Consider the following 17,841-nt stretch of genomic DNA (forward strand, 5'->3'; position numbering starts at 1 on the left):
AGCGCTACCCTACCCGCCGGTTGCGCCGTCGTCCGCGATAGCTCTGCGTTCGAACCACCACAGCGTCGCGGCCGCGGCCAACCAGGCGAGGAAGAACGGCCAGCGCGGCAGCGGCACGCCGCGCGTCGCCATGCCCGCCGGCGATGCGGCCGCACCGAGCAACCCGCGCGTCGCGCGCGCGGCGTGCGCCGCAGCAACCCCCGCGGCTTCGCCATCGGTACGCACAGGGAATGGCCAGCGCTCGCCCGAGTTCAGCAAGACGTGCCAGCCCGACACCGATGGCCAGTAGCCGGCGCAGCGATCGGCGCCGACGAGCAGCGGCGTGCGCGTTCCCGTTTCGTCCACGACGGCCGCATCGGCGGCGAGGCCGCACAATACCGCGCGTTCGTCGACGCGCGCCGTATCCGGCAGCGCTGGCACCGATTCGCCACGCGCCCGCGCGACCGCGGCGAAAGTGTCGCTCCACACGCTGCCGAACGCGGCCGCCTCGCCGTGCAGGACGAGCTTGTAGCTGTCGCTGAGCAGCCATAGCACGACGCGCCCGCGACCGGCATCGACACTCCAAGCCACGGGCGAACCGTCGTCGGCACGCAGCAACGGCGCGGCGCGCGGTGCTTCGACCGCGAACGCACGAGGCGCGAACGTGACGCCCGGATCGCCAAGGCCCAGCGTCTTGTCGAGCACGACCGGCGGCATGGCCTCGGCCGCCTGTACGCGCAGGCCGAATGCCGCCCAATCGGCCGCGACCGCCGCAGGCACCGGCCCGTTGACGCGCAACAACAGACCGAGACCGTCGCGCACGGCGGCGATCAGCGCCAGCCGGTGCGACGCATCGAGCGTGGCCCAGGCGCGCTCGTCGAGAATCGCGAGATCGGCGTTGCGCAGTGCATCCACATCCAACGCGACCGCGCCTTCGTTCAAGGCGATGCCTTCGCTCAGCGCAATGCGACTGTCCAGCGCGACGCCGGCATCGACCGCCCAGCGGCGCAGATACTTCGATTCCGGATCGGGCGCGCCCGCGAGCAGCAACACCCTCAGTGGCGCACCGACGCGCGTCGCCAGCGGCACCGAGACCGTCTCGACACGGGTACCCTTTTGGTCGAACAACTGCAGCGCGAACAATGCGTCGCCCTCGCCTTTTGCCGTCGCCCCGAGGGCGAAGCGACCCTGCGCGTCGAGCGGCCCGGCAGCAACGACCGCGCCGGCCGGATCACGCAGTTCGGCGCGGCCGCCCGCGACGCCTTCGGCACGACCGCCGACGCGCCAGCGATGGCCGGCGAGCACGAACGCCGGCGCGTCGAGTTCGACCAGGCCGCGCGGCAACGGTGCCGCGTTGAACCGCGCGACACGGCCGCGCGCGGCGTCGCGATCGCGATCCGGCAGGCCGCCACCGACGATGCGCAGGCGGCGCGCATCCGCATGCCGGCGCAGCGCGGTGCCAAGATCGGGCGCGCGTTCGATCGCCCCGCCCGCCTCGACGCCGGGCAGCGCGACGACGTTGGCCGCCAGCGGCAGCGCCGCCACTTGCCGGGCCGTGACGCCGGGCGTCAACACGACGAGTTCGTCCGCGGCGAAATGCTCGCTCGCGGTCGGCGGGAACAGGCACAGGTACAGCAGCAACGCCGCGACGGGCTGCAGGACCGCGCGCAGCACACGGTGCCTGCCGTGCGTGCGCCAGACGCCGAACGCGGCCGCCAACCCCAGCGCGAGAATGACGAGGGTCGGCGCGTTCATCGCTGCGCTCCCTCGCCGGCCTGCAACGCATCGAGATAGGCGCGGCCGCCCGCATCCGCCGCTGCGCGCGGTGCGCTCGCCGCAGCCGGCACCGGCAGCAGCGGCCAGAGCAGATCGCGCAACTCGTTCCGGCACGCGACGCAGGCCGGATCGCGGCGCGCGCGATCGACCGCCGCGAGCACGCCCAGCGCATCGGGCAGACGCGCCTCGCGCGCGTGCAGCCACGCTCCTGCCGCGTCCCAGTCGGGCGCGGTGTCGCCGGACAGGGACTGCCACAGCCGAACGATCGCCGCATCATCGTCCGCCGTCGTCGCGGCCAGCGTGCCGATGCGGTCGTCCACGCCCTTGCGCTCGCCGCTGAGCCGGCGCGTCTCGTCGGGCACCGGAAGTTCCAAACCGACGCGCGCGAGATAGATGCGCGTGGACTGCTGCACCTGCTTGATGTACTCGAGCGCGCGATGTTCGTACGGCAGCGCCTCGTCGGGCCGGCCCTGGCGCAGATGCAGTTCGGCCTGCCACATCTCGGCGAGCGCGGATTTGAGTGTCGCCTTGGTTTCCGGATCGAGCAATGTCGCCGCCTCGGCGATGTCGTGCACATGGCCGTATTCGGCCACCGTGTCGCCTTCCTGACCGAACTTCGGCGCGGCCTGGTTTGGCGCGTGCCGCTCGTGCGCTTCGGCGAGCGCATCGACGCGGGCTTCCGCGGCCGGATCGTGCAGCGCCTCGTTGAACGACCGCACCGGCGCCGCACGCTCATGCCCGTGCGGCTGTGACGCGTCGTGCGCGGCGGCCGACTCGGCCTCTTCGCCGAGGAACTGGCCGTAGCGCAAGCGCAGGATCTTCTGGTCGACGCCGATCGCGTCGGAGCGGCCGAGATAAACCTTGTCGGCCAGGGTCGCACGCTCGGCCAGCAGCGCCTCGCTGTCGATGATGATCTGGCGCTGGCTGCGGAAGTACGCCGGCATCGTCTTCTGCGCGATGCCCTCGAGCCCGCTGCTGTCGTTCGACGCCTCGGCCGGCCAGCGCAGGATGAAGCTCGCGCTGCGCGTCGTGTTCGCCTGCGGTTCGCGGTTGTCGGCGACGACCGCGCGCACGATCACGTCGTCGCCCTGCGCGATGCCGAGCGCGGCGAGGTCGAGGCTGTGGTGGAAACGCTGATGCCGCGCGCCCTCGGCGCCGACCGGCTCGCCCGAAAGCGCGACGCTCTGCTCCTTGAACTTGATGTTCTCGCCGGTGCCCTGCGCCAAGGTGATCTGCAATTCGGCGCTGGCGATGCCGTAGTCGTCGTCGGCCTCGAACGCGAGGTCCCACGTTTTCTGTTGTGCGTCGAGCAGGGTCAGCGTCTTCTCGGGCTCGAGCACGCGCACCTCGGGCGCGCGATCGGGAATCGCGTCGAGGCGGTGGAGGCGATCGTCGGCGAGCGGCGGCACGCCGTCGAGTACGACGCGGTACAGCGCCGATGCGGCGAGGGCGCGCTCGCCGCGCCAGTCGGCGCCGTCGTGCGTCAACTCGAGCCGACTGCCGTCGTGGAACGCCAGCGTCACCGACTTCGGCGCGGAATCGAAGCGCAGGCTCCAGCGCAGCCGCGAACCTTCGGGCGCCTTCGCGTCGAGCGCGGCTTCGCTGCGCGGCGCGAGCCGCGTGTACGCGGGCGCTTCGATGTCGATGCGCGCGCCGGTGAGCGCGGTGGCGTTCGCGTTGCGCGATCCAGCATTGGAGTCTGCCGCGATCCCGTTCGATACAGGCGCGCGCCAGCAGGCGGCGGCGACCAGCAACGCAAGCGCGACCGCGGATGCCGCGAGCAGACGCCGTTTCGGCCACGGCTCGCGCAGATCGCACTCCGATGCCGTCAGGCGCGCTTGCAGGCGCGCGCGTTGCAGACGCTGCAGATCGGTCAGCGAATCCTCGCCGCGCAACAGCAGTGCCGCGCTGTCCTCCATGCCCGGCTCCGTCGTATCGAGGCGACGCGCGAGCCACGCCCCATCGATACGACGCCGGGCGACGTACACGATCACGGCGGCAACTGCCAACGTCGACAATGTGATGGCGTACGCCGTGGGCGCTCCGCCGATTCGCGCCGCGAGAACGACCCCGGCGACCGCGATCGGAACCGCACCGGCCGCGACGATCGCCATGCGGCGCCTCACCGCGGCGAGGCGAAGCCGGCGCAGACATGCGTCGGCGTTCATGCCGCACCCTGCGTACGCACGCGTGTCGCGACGAAGCGCTCGAGCAGGAACAGGATCGCGATCAGCAACGCCAGCCAGACATCGAGGGCGCGTGCGGACGTCGGCGAACGCAAGGACATCGCCTCAGGCCCCGCTTCGACGCGCGGACGCATCGTTGCCGCCGCGGCACGCGTCGGCGCAGCCGGCGCGGGATCGAATGCGGTGCGCAGGCGATCCGGAAAATCCGCGTCGAGCAGTTCCGGCAGATCGGCAGGCGTGAAGCCGCCATGCAACGCGATGCGGCAGCCTTTGTCGTTTGCCACGCGATGGGCGAGAACGCGACCGCCCGTGTCGCGCCATAGCGGTTCGCCGTTCGTATCGGCATCGTGCGAGACCAGCGCGGTTCCGCCGGCGTCGAGCCAGCGCGCCAACGCGGGCGACGGCGGGGCGAGCCAGACCAGCCAGCTCGTCGTATCGGCGACCGGCACATCGGCCGGTTGCGCGTCGAGTTCGTAGTGCCCGCGTTCGCGCTGGTTCCAGGCGGCGACGGCGGCGCGCAGATAGCGCAGGGCGGGTTCGGACTCCGGCGTGTAGCGCACCGCGAGTCGCACCGGTTCCGGCGTCGACGCGACCGTATCGGACGTGCTGCCCGGAACGATGCGCCAATCCACCGCGCGCGACAGGCGTGGCCGTTCGCCATCGAGTCCGGCGAGTTGCTCCGGCACGACGACGGTCAGCGCGGCGGCGGGCGGCAGGGTTGCGTCGAGTTCGCGCAACAGGCTGGCGACCGCGACCGACGCCGCGGGCGGCGCTTCCTCGACGCGCGGAAAATCCGGCGCGAGCCAATGCCATTCGGCGTCGACGACGCCAGCCGCGGCGCGCGCGTCGGCCAGCGCGACGCCCGGTGCAACGACGACCCATGCCCGCGCCGGCAACGCATCGCCGCGCCACACCGGCCGCGCGAGCAATACGGCGAGCAGCGCCAGCAGCGCGAGACGGATCAGCAGCAGCCACGGCCGTTCGAAGCGCAGGCGCCGCTGCGGACGCATGCGTTCGGAGATCCAGCGCAGCGCGGCGAACTCGGTCGTGGTCAATTCGAGCCGGCGCACCAGATGGATCAGCAGCGGCAGCGCGAGCGCGGCCAGCGCGGCGAGGCCGAGCGGCGCGAGCAGAACGAGGCTCATGCCGCCCTGCCCGCCCCGTCGGCGCGCGCGGCATCGGCCCCGAACAGCGCGCGCAGCGACTCGACGAGCGGGAGATCGAGCACGTATTCCACGTGGCGGATCCCGGCCACGCCGAAGCGGCGCGCGAGTTCGGTGCGCGCCGCGGCGAAGCGTTCGAGATAGTCGCGGCGCACCGCGGCCGCTTCGACACGGCGTTCCGCGGCCGATTCGGGATCGCGGAAACGGTGACCGCCGGCGAACGGGAAATCGCGTTCCTCCGCGCTCAGCAGTTGCACGGTCAGCACTTCGCGGCGCGCGGCGGCTAGGCGCAGCGCAAGCCCGGCGATCGCATCGTCGAAGAAATCCGAGAAAATGACGACGACGGCCGGCGGCCGGATGCGTTCCCATAGCGGCGTCAGCGTCGCCGCGTCGGGCCAGCCGCCGGCAGCCTCGATGCGTGCGAGTTCGAGCAGGCAGCGATCGCGCTGGCGCGGCCCGGCGCCGGCGGGCACGAATGCGGGCGCGGCGCCGGCGAGCGCAAGCAGGCCGAAGCGATCGCCCTGCCGCAGCGCGAGTTCGAACACGCAGGCAGTGAGAGCTTTTGCTGCGCCGAGCTTGGAGAATCGTGGCTGATCAGAGCCAGCGCTCGGGTTATCACGCTGGCGCATCGATGCGCTCGCGTCGACGATCGCCCATGCGGTCAGAGGGCTGTCGCGCTCGGCCTCGCGCACGAAGTAGCGGTCCGAACGCGCGTACAGTTTCCAGTCGATGCGGCGCAGCTCGTCGCCGGGCTCGTAGGCGCGATACTGGGCGAATTCGAGACCGGCGCCGCGGCTGCGGCTGGCATGCTGGCCAAGACCGTCGCCGCCCGCGCCGTGGCGCGCGGTGAGACGCAACTCGCGCAGGTGCGCGCGCAACTCGGGCGGAATCAGCGGCGCCATCGACGCGCGCCTAGGCGGCGAACGGCACCGACTTCAGCAACGCGGCGACCACGTCGTCGCTGCTGCGTTGCTCGGCTTCGGCCGCGAACGAGAGCAGCAGGCGATGTCGCAGCACCGGCGCGGCCAGCGCGGCGACGTCCTCGCGCGTGGCGGCGAGGCGGCCGTGGATCAGCGCGCGCGCCTTGGCCGCGAGCACGAGCGACTGGCCCGCGCGCGGACCCGCGCCCCAGCGCACCCAGTCGCGCACCGCCTGCACCGCGCTCGCCTGCGGGCGCGAGGCGCGCACGAGGCGCGTGATCCAGGTCAGCACGTCATCGCCGATATGCACTTCGCGCGTCAGCTTCTGCAGGGCGATCACTTCCTCGCCGCCCATGACCGCGGTGAGGTCGGCAGCGGCGCCGCCGGTCGTCTGCGCGAGGATCGCACGCTCCTCGGCCTCGTCCGGATAGTCGACGCGGATATGCAGCAGGAAGCGGTCGAGTTGCGCCTCGGGCAACGGATAGGTGCCGGCCTGTTCGAGCGGGTTTTGCGTGGCGAGGACGAAGAACGGCTTCGGCAACGCGTGCGTGGTGCCGGCGTAGCTGATCGTGCGCTCCTGCATCGCCTCGAGCAGCGCGGACTGCGTTTTCGGCGGCGTGCGGTTCAGTTCGTCGGCGAGCAACAGATTGGTGAACACGGGTCCCTGCTGGAACTTGAAGTAGCGCTTGCCGGTACCGTGGTCCTCTTCGAGGATTTCCGTGCCGACGATGTCGCTCGGCATCAGGTCGGGCGTGAACTGGATGCGGCGGAAGTCGAGCGCGAGCGCAGACCCGAGCGAGCGCACGAGCAGCGTCTTGCCAAGACCGGGCACGCCTTCGAGCAGGCAATGCCCGCCGGCGAGCAAGCCGATCAGGAGCTGTTCGACGACGTCGCGCTGGCCGACGATGACTTGCGCGATGGCCTCGCGCAGCGCGCTGAGTCCGGCGAGCTGCCGCTGGATGGATTGTTCGGTGATCGTATCGTTCATGAGTTTATCTTCGCTTCCCTTCTCCCCTCGGGAAAAGGTGCCCGCAGGGCGGATGAGGGAAAGACACTGGAGTTTGGCAGCACCGGGGAAATCCGCAATGCTCTTCCCTCATCCGGCGCTTTGGTGACGCGGCTTCTCCCGAGGGGAGAAGGGGAAAACTAGGCCGTCAGCGCATAGATCACCACGTTGACCGCGAACTTCGTGTTGTCCTCGGCGAGGAAGCGCTTGTTGTGCCAGTCGTAATCCCATTCGCAACCGTAATCCTTGTTGCTGTAGAGCACGCCGAGGCGGCCGCCGATCTCGATGCCCTTCAAGTATTCGTGGACGATGTCGTCGCCCCAGCCGTTGAGCTCGAACGCGGTGTTCGGCGGCCCGTCGAACTTGAAGAACGCGTCGAACAACGGATGCTTCTTCGGCAGTTTCCTCAGCGCGCCCTCGCCGAAAATCGATACCATCTCGCGCTCGAACGATTTGGCGAACAAGCCGTCGATGTCGTGGTTGCAGTCGTCGGCAAGGATGAAGCCGCCGTTGCGCACGTAGCGTTCGAAGTTGCGCCGCTCATCCGGATTGAACTCGACCAGCTTGTGCCCGGCCATGTAGCAGAACGGCTGCGTCAGCATGCGCGGATCGGCCAGCGGCAGCACGTTCTCCTTGGTGTCGACGCGCAAGGTCGTGTATTGGATCAGTGCGTCGATCATGTTCGACGGCATGCGCGCATCGACGTCCCAGTCGCCCGATTCGTACATCAGGCGGGTGAACCAGAAGTCGTAAGCCGGCTCCCCCGCACGCGCGCGCCGCGCGAACGGCGCCAACGCAACGCCGGCAAACATCAGACGGAGGAATTCGGAGCGGGTCATTTGGAGAAAACAGTGGAGAGAAGTGAGAAACGAGTTTGCAATACCTGCTTCACTCGTTTCTCACTCCTCTCGCTCGCTCCTCTCTTTACACCGCATCCGACAACGAGGTGAAGGTGAAGTCGCGCACCTTGAGCGGCGGAACCAGCATCACGAACGGTGATTCGTCGTCGGTGACCCGCACCGGCTTGCCGATCTCCTCGATGTTGTTGAGCATGATCGCGGGCGACTCGTTGAAACGGAAGTTCTTGATCGGGTACTTGACCTCGCCGTTCTCGACGTAGAACGTGCCGTCGCGCGTGAGGCCGGTCAGCAGCACGGTCTGCGGATCGACCATGCGGATGTACCAGGTGCGCGTGACGAGGATGCCCTTCTTCGTGGACTTGACCAGATCCATCGTCGACTTGTCGCCGCCGAGCATGATGAAGTTGCCCGGCAGGCCGACCGCCTTCTTGCCCTTCTTCTGCGCCCAGTAGCGCGAATAGTGCAGGTACTCGACCTTGCCCTTGGTGACGATCGGCGTCTTCTCGCGCGCGAGGCCGTCGCGGTCCCACGGCAGCACGGCCACCTGCTCGTCCCACGGATCGGCGTAGATCGTCACGCGCTCGTCGAACACTTTCTCGCCGAGCTTGTTGCCGCCGCCCTTCTTCGAGAGGAAGCTGCGGCCCTCGTCGGACTGGCGCGCGTCGAAACCCTCCATCATGTCGGAGATGAGGTGCGCCGAGGCGGCGGGTTCGAGGATGACGGTGTACTTGCCCGGCTCCAGCGCCTTGGCGCCGACCGAACCTTTTGCCTTCTGCATCGCCGTGACGATCTCGCTCCTGGCGTCGAACTTCGACACGTCGGCGAGGTTGCGCGCGACCCAGCCCGAACCCTTGCCGTCGTCGGTGCGCACGGTGCAGGTGAAATCCATCGAGGCGGATTTCTGGTAGCCGAAATTGCCCTTGCTGTTGGCGATCGCGGAAAAGCTGTGGTCGTCGGTGAAGAATCCGGCCGCGACGAGCTTTTCCTTCCGGCACGGTTCGATGCACGCGGCGGCGACGCCGGCGCGGTATTCGGGAGTGACGTCGGCGGTCTTCTGCGCGAACGTGTTGCTGGGCTTGTAGGCCTGCCTCTCGATCGCCGGCACGAATTCGGGATTCTCCGGCGCGAGCCTGGCAAGCTCCTCGGCGCGACGCACGACGGCTTCGATCGACTTGTCGTCGAACGCGTTGATCGTCGCGGTACCGACGCGCTTGCCGAACGCGACTTCGACGACGAGATCGCAGTCGCTGACGTAGCCGCTGGTCGAAACCTCGTTGAGCGCGTAACGGATGTTGCCGCCGTTGGAACCCGACAGCGCCGCGGTGATTTCGTCGGCCTTCGAGGCCTTGATCGCCTTGTCGAGGATGGTGCGGGCCTGTTCTTCGGTGTAGATGCTCATTGGTGCGGTGCTCCTTGAATCGAGGGGCCGAGGGCCGAAAAGCGATGGGCGTGCGGGCTTTCAGCCCCCGGCCCCCAGCGCTCGGCCCCGCTTCTCAGCCGAGGCTGCGCGCGGTATTGATGACGTTGACGCCGTTGAAGCGCGCCGTGCTCGCGCCGTGCGAAACGGCCGAAACCTGGCCCGGCTGGCCCTTGCCGTCGAAGAACGAGCCGCCGTAGCGGAAATCGCTCCCGTCGCAGACGGCGACGCACGAGTTCCAGAACTCCGGCGTGCGGATCTGGTAGGCGACGTCCTCGATCGGCTGGGTGACTTTGCCGTTCTTGATCTCGTAGAACAACTGGCCGCCGAACTGGGCGTTGTAACGCTGCTGGTCGATCGAGAACGAACCGTCGCCGACGATGTAGATGCCGTTCTCGATGTCCTTGATCATCTCTGCCGGCGCAAGCTTCGTTTTGCCCGGCTGCAGCGAGACGTTGGCCATGCGCTGGAATTGCACGCTGGACCAGTTGTCGGCGTAGCAGCAGCCCTGCGATTCCTTGAGGCCGAGGATGTGCGCCTGGTCGCGGATCGCCTGGTAGTTGACGAGCACGCCGTCCTTGATGAGGTCCCACTTCTGCGTCTTGACGCCTTCGTCGTCGTAGCCGACCGCGCCGAGCGTGCCTTTCTCGATCTTGTCGGCGGTGATCGTGACCTTGTCGCTGCCGTACTTGAACTTGTCGCGCCACTTGTCGAGCGTGGCGAAGCTGGTGCCGGCGAAGTTGGCCTCGTAGCCGAGCACGCGGTCGAGTTCGGTCGGGTGGCCGACCGATTCGTGGATCGTGAGCCACAGGTGCGAAGGATCGAGCATGAGATCGTACTTGCCCGGCTTGACCGAGGTGGCGGTGAGCTTTTCCTTCGCCTGCTTCGCCGCCGCGATCGCGTCGGCCTTCATGTCGTAGGAGTCGCGGTAGACGAGCGCGCCGCAGGGCAGTTCCACCTTGTCGCCCGGCTTCGCGTCGAGATATTCGTAACCCATGCCGCGCGGCGCGGACAGGCCCGCACGCACGCGGAACTTGCCGGTGGCCTTGTCGACCGCGGTCACGCGCATCGGCGCCCAGATGCGGTGCACGTCCTGGTCGATGTAGGAGCCGTCGGTCGAGGCGAAGTACTTCTGCTCGTTGACCGCGAACAGCATCGAATTGACGAAACTCGCGCCGGCCTTGATCGCCTCGGCGTTGACGCCGAGCAGCAGGTCGACCTTGTCCTTGATCGGCACTTCCATCGCGTTCCGGACGATCGGCGTCTTCCACGATACTTCGCCGGCGCCCTTCACCGGCGCAAGCTGCACCGGCTCGCTGCGCAGGCGCCCGTTCGCCCTGGCGATCGCCACCGCCTGCGCGGTGGCCTTGGCCACGGCGTCGTTGGACAGATCGCTGGTCGCGGCGAAGCCCCACGAACCCTTGGCGATCACGCGGATGCCGATGCCGCAGGATTCGGTGTTGACGACGTTCTGCACCTTGTCCTCGCGCGTGATGACGAACTGGCGCAGATAGCGGCCGATGCGCACGTCGCAGTACGTCGCACCGCCGGACCTGGCCGCGTTGAGCGCGACGTCGGCGAGCTTCTTCTTCGTCGCCACGTCGATCGTGCCGATCAGTTCCTCGGCCGCGATCGCACGCCCGTAGAACGCAGGCAGCGCCAGGCCGCCGAGGCCCACGCCGGTGATCTTGAGGAAATCTCGTCTGTCCATCGTCTCTCCCGGTTGGATGCGCGGCACGACGCCGAATGCCATCCGTGGAACCTTCGCAAAGTCGGCGCCGTTCGTCATATGCCAAACGTCACGAACGCGATCGAGTCATGCCGGCGATCCTGCGCGAACGCAAACGACCTTGCCGACCGCACCCTCCCATCCGCAGCCAATCCGGCTATGCTCCGCACTCCTTCGCCCGGGAATCCAACATGTCCGACCGTTTCGTTTTCGCCCTCGCCTTGGCCGCATCGCTCGTCGTGGCGACGCCGGCCCATGCCGGCATGTACGGCCGCGATCCGCAGCAGGCGCTCGACGCGGCCTACGGAAAGAAAATCGCCGAGTACACGACCGCCCCGCAATTCAATTCGCCGCTGACCGACTATCTGCCCGCCTCGAGCACGGTGCCGACGCCGGCCAAGGTGCTCGGCGACGTGTCCGGCGCGCCGAACATGCTGCCTTACACGAAGGACGTGACGCGCTATTTCGACCTGCTCGCCGCATCCACGCCGCGCGTGAAAGTGTTCCGCATCGGCAAGAGCGAGGAAGGCCGCGAGATGATCGCCGCCGCGGTCGCCGACGAATCGCTGCTCGCCAACCTCAAGGACAACGACGCGCGCCTCGCCCAGCTCGCCGATCCGCGAAGCATGCAAATGGACGACGCCAAAGCCGACGCGCTGATCGCGCAGACGGCGCCGGTCTACTACATCACCGGCACGATCCACTCGCCCGAGACCGGCGCGCCGACCGCGCTGATGGAGCTCGCCTACCGCCTCGCCGTCGACGATGCGCCGTACATCAAGAAAATACGCTCGCACGTCATCACGCTGATCACGCCCGTGGTCGAGACCGACGGCCGCGACCGCATGGTCGACCTCTACAACTGGCACCGCGCCAATCCCGACAAGACGCCGCCACCGCTCCTGTACTGGGGCCACTACGTCGCCCACGACAACAACCGCGACGCGATGGGCCTCACGCTCAACCTCAGCCGCAACGTGCTCGACACGTACCTGGGCTGGCACGCGCAGGTGCTGCACGACCTGCACGAGTCGGTGCCGTTCCTCTACGACAACACGGTCGGCGACGGCCCGTACAACGCCTGGGTCGATCCGATCCTCGTCGGCGAGTGGCAGCAGCTCGGCTGGAGCAACGTGCAGGAGCTGACCAAGTTCGGCATGCCGGGCGCATTCACGCATGGCGACTTCGACACCTGGAGTCCGGGCTATCTCATGTTCATGGCGGCGATGCACAACGGCATCAGCCGGCTCTACGAAACCTTCGGCAATTCCGGCGCCGACACGGTCGAGCGCATCCTCGATCCGTCCGAGTACGCGCGCACCTGGTACCGGCCGAATCCGCCGCTGCCGAAGGTGCTCTGGTCGCAGCGCGACAACAACAACTACGAGCAGAGCGCGCTGCTCGCGACGCTCAACTATTTCGCCGACAACGAAAAGACGTTTCTGCGCAACTTCTGGCTCAAGGGCAAGCGCTCGATCGAGAAGCCGCAGACAGCCGGCCCCGCCGCCTACATGTTGTCCGCCGACGACGTGCACCGCGACGCGCAACGCCAACTGCTGCGCGTGCTCCAGTTGCAGCACGCCGAAGTGAGCCGCACGACGGCGCCGGTCACGGTGCAGGTGGCGGCGCCGGCGAGGAACGACGCCAAGGACGAGGCGAAGAAAGACGACAAGCCACCGCAGGACGCCAAACCGAAGACGATCGCGCGCACCTTCCCTGCCGGCAGCTACGTCGTGCGCATGGACCAGCCCTACTCGCGCATCGCCGACACGCTGCTCGACCGCCAGTACTGGTCGCCCGACGATCCGCAGAAGCATCCCTACGACGACACGGCCTGGGCGCTCGGCGACATGTTCGGCGCGGAAGTCGTGCGCGTCGCCGAAAACGCCGTTCTCAAGGCGCCGATGGAAACGCTGCGCGAACCCGTGCCCGCACGCGGCGGCGTGCAAGGCAGCGGCAACGTCTACCTGATCGACAACCACGCCGACACCGCGCTGATGACGCTGCGCTACGCGCTCCAGGGCGCCGACGTCGCCGTCGCCGAAAAGCCGTTCGACGCCGCCAGCCGCCATTTCGGCGCCGGCGCGTGGATCGTGCGCAAAGTGGACAATGCGGCGTTTTCCAAAAAGTTACAGGAACTCGGTCTCGACGCCTGGGCCGTCGCCTCCGCGCCGGGCGTGTCGACGCACGCGCTGGCCGCGCCGCGCATCGCGCTGATGCACACATGGTTGTCGACCCAGACCGAAGGCTGGTGGCGCCAGGCGCTCGACAAGCTCGGCGTCCCCTACGACTACATCTCGACCCAAACCGCCGCGCGCAGCGACAACCTGCGCGGCAAGTACGACGTGATCCTGTTCGCGCCGATCGGTGCCGACAACTCGCAGCTCGTGCTCAACGGCCTTCCGCTCTGGGGCAATCCAATGCCGTGGAAGAAGACCGCGCTGACGCCGAACATGGGCATCGACGAAACCGACGACATCCGTCCCGGCCTCGGCGCATCGGGCCTCGCGCACTTGCAGCGTTTCGTCGAACAGGGCGGCCTGCTGCTCGTCGCGGGCGACGCGGCGAAGTTCGCGATCGACGTCGGCCTCGCGCCGGGCGTCTCGGTCGCGCCGGCGAAGGATATCCGGGTCGTCGGCAGCATCCTGCAGGGCGTGGCCGTCGACGAAACGCATCCGGTGACCTACGGCTACGGCAAGGAATTCGCGATGTACAGCGCCGACGGACTCTCGTTCAAGCTCAGCAACCTGCTTACCGGCGACGACGGCCTGCCGACCGCGAAGGATTTCAAGCGCCCGACCGGCCGCGGCGGTCCGCACGACGCGGACGCTCCGGAAGGCCGCATCGTCGCGGAAGCCCCCGAACTGCCCGCGCCGAAGGCATGGGAGGCCACGCCGCTCAACGTCGACCAGGCGCGGCCGAACCCGTTCTTCCCGTCCACCGTGATCCCCACGGACCAGCGCCCGCACGCCATCGTGCGCTTCGGCGACGCCGACGACCTGCTTGTCGCCGGCCTGCTGCAAGGCGCAGGCTCGCTCGCCGAGCACGCGGCTGTCGTCGAGGCGCATTATGGCCGCGGCCACGTCGTCCTGTTCGCGACCAATCCGATCTGGCGCGGGCAGACGATCGGCACCTATGGACTGGTGTTCAACGCGATCCTGAACTACGACAAGTTGTAGCCATGCGGCTATGGCCTGTCGTTCCCGCATGCTCTTGACGGGGCTGCGCAGGCGGGATGCCGGAGCGAACATTCGTGGGGTGAATGGCCCGGAGGGTACGCGGCAGGGCTGCCGCGTGTAATCCAGCATCTTTTTTGATGTTGTGTTTTTAGAGCCAAAGCTTCCACTCGTCCTGCGGACGAGCGGGTCACTTTTTCTTCAACAGCGAAGAAAAAGTAACCAAAAAGACGCCACCCCCGACACCGCACCTCGCGATAGAGCCGCGAGGTGCCCTGCGCTTCTCGGCGCCGGCGGGCCGGCGCGAACTCGCGCATCCCTGCGCTCGGACATGCGCGCCTTTCCCCCGCCGCCACCTGCGATGCTCGGTGCGGTGAAGGGGAGGAAAATCAAGAGCAAAGAGCAACGGCGAAAAGCAAAAGTCTTTGCTTCCCCCGCTTGCGGGGGAAGCTGTCGCGAAGCGACTGAAAGGGGCGCTCGTGATCTTGCCTTTGATCTTCGGGTCCCCGTTTGCCGCGGCGAGGGCAGGACGGAAATGCCCGCAAGGATCGCGCGCACGATGCGCGCGAGTTCGTTGCACGCACACGGACGTACAATCAACGAACCCCGGCATGGCCTCGCGAACCGCCGTAGGCGGCGCGGCATCCGGGGTGCATTTCTTTTGGTTACTTTTCTTTGGGCAAGCAAAGAAAAGTGACCCGCGCGCCGGACGCGCGCGGAAAGGCGAAGGGACGCGGCCGCGTAAGAATCAAAAGCCAGAGCAAAAGCTGGATTCCCGCTTTCGCGGGAATGACGAGCTGGAGCGGGTGCGATGAATCGCGCCCCTACTTCACGACGGCATTGCACTGCACCTCGACCTTCGCGCCAAGCGCGAGGCCACCCGTGGCGTATGCCATGCGCGCCGGGAAGTGCTTGCCGAAATAACCCTTGTAAACCTCGTTGAATGCCGGCCAGTCGGCGATATCCGCCAGCGCGACCGTGCACTGGACGACGCGGTCGAACGACGAACCGTGGCGCGCGAGGTTGGCGCCGATATTGTCCATCACCTGCTTCGCCTCCGCCTTGATGCCGCCGGAGACGAGCTTGCCATCGGCACCGACGGCGATATCGCCGGACAGATACAGCATGTCGCCGACGCGCACCGCTTCGGAGAACGGATAGTTCTGTCCCGGTGCCGCCTTGCGCGGGAAATATTCGGGTTCGACGGCCGCCGCAACCGAAGCCGCCAGGATCGAAACGCTCAGGACGACCGATTTCATCGTGTTCGCAAGATTCATCTTCAGGTTCCCCATACATCGTTCAACAAACGGGCGAAGTTGCCGCCGAGGATTTTCGCGATGCGTGCATCCGGGTGCTTGCGCGCGGCAAGCAGCTCGGCGACACGCTCGAAACGGTTGGCGCAGTTGAGGTCGGGGATGAACGTATAAACGTTCGGATCCTCGCCAGGCGCCGAAATGCCGCGTTTGCGCCGGTCCTCGATCTCGTCGGCGAACTTCTTCTTGAATTCGGGTGTGACCGCGACCGGTGAAATCACGCCGTCGCTGCCGATGCCGACATGGTCCTCGCCGCAGACGTCGATCGCGTGCTCGATGTGCGCGATCAGGTCGACGGCCATCGGCTGACCCTTGCTGCGCAGGAACGGCATCAGGTAGATGCCGACGTAGCCGCCCTTGTCGGCAACCGCCTTCAGTTCCTCGTCGGTCTTGTTGCGCGGAAACGGCGCGATCGCGGCGCAGCCGGTGTGCGTGATCGCGATCGGCGCCTTCGATGCCGCTGCCGCGTCGAGCGTTGTGCGCTGGCCCGCGTGCGAGAGGTCGACCAGCGCCTTGCGCTCGTTCAATTTCTCGACGAGTTTGCGACCGAACACGGAGAGCCCGGCATTGGCCGGCTCCAGGCAACCGTCGCCGACGAGATTGCGCTTGTTGTAGGTGAGCTGGTAGATGCGCACGCCAAGCTGGCCGAACATATCGACACGGTCGATATCTTCACCGAGGGACGTCGAATCCTGAAAGCCGTAGATGATGCCGAGTCTCTTGCTGTGCTTGGCTTCGACAATATCCCTGAAGTTGCGCACGAGTACGAGCGCATCTGCGTGAGTCGCAATCTCGGCATTCCAATAGGCGATGTTTTTTATCGTCTCGTTGTAATTCTGACTATAGCTGCCAACCTCGCCAACGGTCAGATTCACGGCGCTAATGCCCGATTTGCGAACATCGTCGATCGCGGTGGAAGTCAGCGGTGCAAGATCTTCACTGCCATAGATGCCGGGAGTACCAAGCGAATCGATGACGATCGCGTCGTCATATCCGCCCCAAGCGGGCTTGGGCAGCGGTGCGGTTGCCGTCGCGGATCGACCGGAAAGCGGCAACATCGCAGCCGCACTGATTGCTCCTGCGGCAGAAAGAAAGCTGCGGCGGGACGTAACGGAATTCATGTGCGAGTGCTCCACGGAAAAGCTCGATTCTGCCGCGACGACGTGTCCGATTGCCAGCAAACCGCCTCTGAACGGACCCGCTCCGGCCACGGCGACAGCGGCATTCGCGATCCATTTCCCGTATCCTATGGCATCGACCTTCCGCCTTTCTTTTCAGGAGCTTGCCCCAGTGGATAGACGCCAATTCGTCCTCGGTTCGATCGCCGCGGTTGCCGCCGCCCCGCTCGCCGGAATCGCCCGCGCCAGCATTTCCGGCGCGGAAAACAAGGTGCCGGTGCCGTTCACCTGGGACATGAAGGTGCCGATCGACAATCGCGAGGCGTTCGTCGAGTGGGCGGTGAAGAACCGCGGCGAGGATGCGAAGTTCCTCGCCCAGCGCTGGAACCGCATGTACGCGATGGTGCAGAACAAGGACTTGACCGACGAGCGCAACAAGCGCGCGTTCCTGCTGACCCCGCGCGAGGACTTCTGCCGCCCGGTCAACCGCGTGCACGCCTACGAAAGCGCCTTCCTCGACATCGGTTACGGCGTGACGATTTCCGGCCCGCACGCGGTCGGCCGCATGACCCAGGTGCTCAACGTGCAGACCGGCGAGAAGGTGCTCGAAATCGGCACCGGTTCGGGCTACCAGTCGGCCTTTCTCTCGCACCTGACCGACAAGTGCTACAGCATCGAGATCATCAAGCCGCTGGCCGAGCGCACGCGCAGCGTCTACGACGAGCTCATCGGCGACGGCTACACCGAGTTCAAGGCGATCACGAGCAAGCAGGCCGACGGCTACTACGGCTGGGAGGAGAACGGCCCGTTCGACAAGATCGTCGTCACCTGCGGCATCGACCACATTCCGCCGCCGTTGCTCAAGCAGTTGAAGCCGAACGGCGTCATGGTGATCCCGGTCGGCCCGCCGGGCGCGCAGCGCGTGCTCAAGGTGATCAAGCACCAGGGCGCCGACGGCAGCATCACGGTGTCGCGCAGCGACATCTTCAACAAGGTCGTGCCGTTCGTGCCGTTCACCAAGCTCGTCGACGGCGAAATCAAGGGCGCGCACAACGGTGATGCCAAAGACACCAAATAAGCACTCCCGCTCGTCATTCCGGGGCCGCCGCAGGCGGAGCCCGGAATCCAGTTCTTTTTTTGGCTCTATTCCGCCACGAAGAAGATCAAGAACCGGATTCCCGCCTTCGCGGGAATGACG

At 67.1% G+C, this 17,841-nt stretch carries 12 protein-coding genes; 2 read left to right on the forward strand and 10 right to left on the reverse strand.

Annotated features, from left to right (window positions below; translation table 11 throughout):
* Window positions 1–9: 9 nt before the first annotated feature.
* The 8 genes from QM741_RS15980 to QM741_RS16015 form a co-directional block, all read right to left on the reverse strand.
* Window positions 10–1,734, reverse strand: a complete 1,725-nt coding sequence (locus tag QM741_RS15980) for a carboxypeptidase regulatory-like domain-containing protein (RefSeq protein WP_415208634.1) — start codon at window positions 1,732–1,734, stop codon at window positions 10–12.
* Window positions 1,731–3,923 carry a hypothetical protein gene (locus tag QM741_RS15985; RefSeq protein WP_415208635.1) on the reverse strand — a complete coding sequence of 731 codons (2,193 nt, stop codon included), beginning with the start codon at window positions 3,921–3,923 and terminating at the stop codon, window positions 1,731–1,733. Before QM741_RS15985 ends, QM741_RS15980 begins: the two co-directional genes overlap by 4 nt.
* A complete protein-coding gene (locus QM741_RS15990; RefSeq protein ID WP_415208636.1) occupies window positions 3,920–5,086 on the reverse strand; it encodes a BatA domain-containing protein in 1,167 nt (388 codons plus the stop codon). The genes QM741_RS15985 and QM741_RS15990 overlap by 4 nt, the downstream gene beginning before the upstream one ends.
* A complete protein-coding gene (locus QM741_RS15995) occupies window positions 5,083–6,006 on the reverse strand; it encodes a DUF58 domain-containing protein (protein ID WP_415208637.1) in 924 nt (307 codons plus the stop codon). Before QM741_RS15995 ends, QM741_RS15990 begins: the two co-directional genes overlap by 4 nt.
* Before the next feature lie 10 nt (window positions 6,007–6,016).
* Window positions 6,017–7,012, reverse strand: coding sequence for an AAA family ATPase (locus QM741_RS16000; RefSeq protein WP_415208638.1), 996 nt, complete (start codon window positions 7,010–7,012; stop codon window positions 6,017–6,019).
* 158 nt (window positions 7,013–7,170) lie between these two features.
* Window positions 7,171–7,869: a DUF4159 domain-containing protein gene (locus QM741_RS16005; RefSeq protein ID WP_415208639.1), complete on the reverse strand. Its 699-nt coding sequence runs from the start codon at window positions 7,867–7,869 to the stop codon at window positions 7,171–7,173.
* Between the two features lie 85 nt (window positions 7,870–7,954).
* Window positions 7,955–9,289, reverse strand: coding sequence for a TldD/PmbA family protein (locus QM741_RS16010; RefSeq protein WP_415208640.1), 1,335 nt, complete (start codon window positions 9,287–9,289; stop codon window positions 7,955–7,957).
* A 94-nt stretch (window positions 9,290–9,383) separates the two neighbouring features.
* On the reverse strand, window positions 9,384–11,018 hold the full coding sequence (locus QM741_RS16015) for a TldD/PmbA family protein (protein WP_415208641.1): 1,635 nt from the start codon (window positions 11,016–11,018) through the stop codon (window positions 9,384–9,386).
* A gap of 209 nt (window positions 11,019–11,227) precedes the next feature.
* Between QM741_RS16015 and QM741_RS16020 the strand changes: the two genes are divergently transcribed.
* Window positions 11,228–14,215, forward strand: coding sequence for a M14 family zinc carboxypeptidase (locus QM741_RS16020; protein ID WP_415208642.1), 2,988 nt, complete (start codon window positions 11,228–11,230; stop codon window positions 14,213–14,215).
* Between the two features lie 821 nt (window positions 14,216–15,036).
* Here the strand turns inward: QM741_RS16020 and QM741_RS16025 are convergent.
* Both QM741_RS16025 and QM741_RS16030 read right to left on the reverse strand, forming a co-directional pair.
* Window positions 15,037–15,489 (reverse strand): RidA family protein, encoded by a 453-nt coding sequence (locus QM741_RS16025; RefSeq protein WP_415208643.1) that lies wholly within the window; start codon window positions 15,487–15,489, stop codon window positions 15,037–15,039.
* Window positions 15,490–15,491: 2 nt separating this feature from the next.
* The gene (locus tag QM741_RS16030) at window positions 15,492–16,646 is read right to left on the reverse strand and encodes a dipeptidase (protein ID WP_415208644.1); all 1,155 of its coding nucleotides are present in this window, start codon (window positions 16,644–16,646) and stop codon (window positions 15,492–15,494) included.
* Window positions 16,647–16,815: 169 nt separating this feature from the next.
* Between QM741_RS16030 and QM741_RS16035 the strand changes: the two genes are divergently transcribed.
* A complete protein-coding gene (locus tag QM741_RS16035) occupies window positions 16,816–17,721 on the forward strand; it encodes a protein-L-isoaspartate O-methyltransferase family protein (protein ID WP_415208645.1) in 906 nt (301 codons plus the stop codon).
* Window positions 17,722–17,841: the final 120 nt, after the last annotated feature.

Source organism: Rudaea sp. (assembly GCF_047601565.1).
Classification (GTDB): Bacteria; Pseudomonadota; Gammaproteobacteria; order Xanthomonadales; family Rhodanobacteraceae; genus Rudaea.

What these genes read in the sequence shown, in the direction of transcription:
- QM741_RS15980 (WP_415208634.1), bottom strand. Translation starts at nt 1,734, where the DNA reads ATGAACGCGCCGACCCTCGTCATTCTCGCGCTGGGGTTGGCGGCCGCG.
- QM741_RS15985 (WP_415208635.1), bottom strand. Translation starts at nt 3,923, where the DNA reads ATGAACGCCGACGCATGTCTGCGCCGGCTTCGCCTCGCCGCGGTGAGG.
- QM741_RS15990 (WP_415208636.1), bottom strand. Translation starts at nt 5,086, where the DNA reads ATGAGCCTCGTTCTGCTCGCGCCGCTCGGCCTCGCCGCGCTGGCCGCG.
- QM741_RS15995 (WP_415208637.1), bottom strand. Translation starts at nt 6,006, where the DNA reads ATGGCGCCGCTGATTCCGCCCGAGTTGCGCGCGCACCTGCGCGAGTTG.
- QM741_RS16000 (WP_415208638.1), bottom strand. Translation starts at nt 7,012, where the DNA reads ATGAACGATACGATCACCGAACAATCCATCCAGCGGCAGCTCGCCGGA.
- QM741_RS16005 (WP_415208639.1), bottom strand. Translation starts at nt 7,869, where the DNA reads ATGACCCGCTCCGAATTCCTCCGTCTGATGTTTGCCGGCGTTGCGTTG.
- QM741_RS16010 (WP_415208640.1), bottom strand. Translation starts at nt 9,289, where the DNA reads ATGAGCATCTACACCGAAGAACAGGCCCGCACCATCCTCGACAAGGCG.
- QM741_RS16015 (WP_415208641.1), bottom strand. Translation starts at nt 11,018, where the DNA reads ATGGACAGACGAGATTTCCTCAAGATCACCGGCGTGGGCCTCGGCGGC.
- QM741_RS16020 (WP_415208642.1), top strand. Translation starts at nt 11,228, where the DNA reads ATGTCCGACCGTTTCGTTTTCGCCCTCGCCTTGGCCGCATCGCTCGTC.
- QM741_RS16025 (WP_415208643.1), bottom strand. Translation starts at nt 15,489, where the DNA reads ATGAATCTTGCGAACACGATGAAATCGGTCGTCCTGAGCGTTTCGATC.
- QM741_RS16030 (WP_415208644.1), bottom strand. Translation starts at nt 16,646, where the DNA reads ATGAATTCCGTTACGTCCCGCCGCAGCTTTCTTTCTGCCGCAGGAGCA.